The 907-nt window shown below is 44.2% G+C and carries 1 protein-coding gene; it reads left to right on the top strand.

The genetic code is table 11. The features are described 5' to 3' along the window. A partial coding sequence (locus A3766_RS31365) for a hypothetical protein (RefSeq protein WP_197479652.1) occupies window positions 1-907 on the top strand: 907 nt, incomplete at both ends.

A 907-nucleotide genomic window follows, 5' to 3' on the forward strand; every position in this document is an offset into this window, starting at 1 on the left:
ACGATCAGCACAGTGTCATAGTTACTGCCGAAGGAAAAGATTGGGGGCCGAACTTCCTTGAGTTTGGCTTGGGCTGGGAAACCAATTTTACCGATCAGTCAAAGACGGATCTTGATTTGGCTTATACCGCGACTAACCTAAGCGTTAATGGTGGAGAGTGGCGTTCGCAACTAGAGCTGGGAAGTGATCCTGAGTTAAATACGGAGTTATATTGGCCACTAACAAAATCCCGTACTTTTTATACTTTAGGTCGCTATGCCTTCGAGTCTGTTGACTGGCGTCTACTTGACCTCAATGTTCTTCCCTTAACTGTCGAGCAGAATATTCATCAGCTTCGGGCGGGTTTGGGGTTTAACTTTTCCAGGAATGGAATACTTGAAGTGGGCGGTTTGGCTGAAGTGGGGAGTTTGGATAATGACTATTTACTCTCCAAAAAGATAAACTATGACACGTATGGAGCTTATCTTAAACTGGGTTATGACAGCTTAAATAGTGCCAGCTTTCCAACAGAAGGAAATCGAATTGAGCTTTCCCTTATTCATAAAGAAGAAGATGCTGATAATGTAACGCTTCAAGATGGAGGGCAAAGTGATTTCGGCGTCCAGTCTACTCAGCTTGGCTTTGAGTGGAAGGGCGCGATTAGTATTGATAGCCATGCCTTTGTAGGCAAGGCTGCTTTTAATAAGATGTTCGTAGATGATGGCGAACACAGTGTTAACAATGCTTCTTTAGGTGGTTTTTTAAACCTGTCCGGTTTTAACGAGCGAGACCTGAGCGGGCCGCATAAGGCCTTTATGGCATTGATTTATCAATACGACTTACGTGGAGGCTTTATTAGAAAAACAGGTTTGCCCTTATACGTAGGACTTAGCGCAGAAGCTGGGAATGTGTGGAGACAGGATGAGAA

The sequence above is a fragment of the Oleiphilus sp. HI0132 genome, assembly GCF_001635845.1.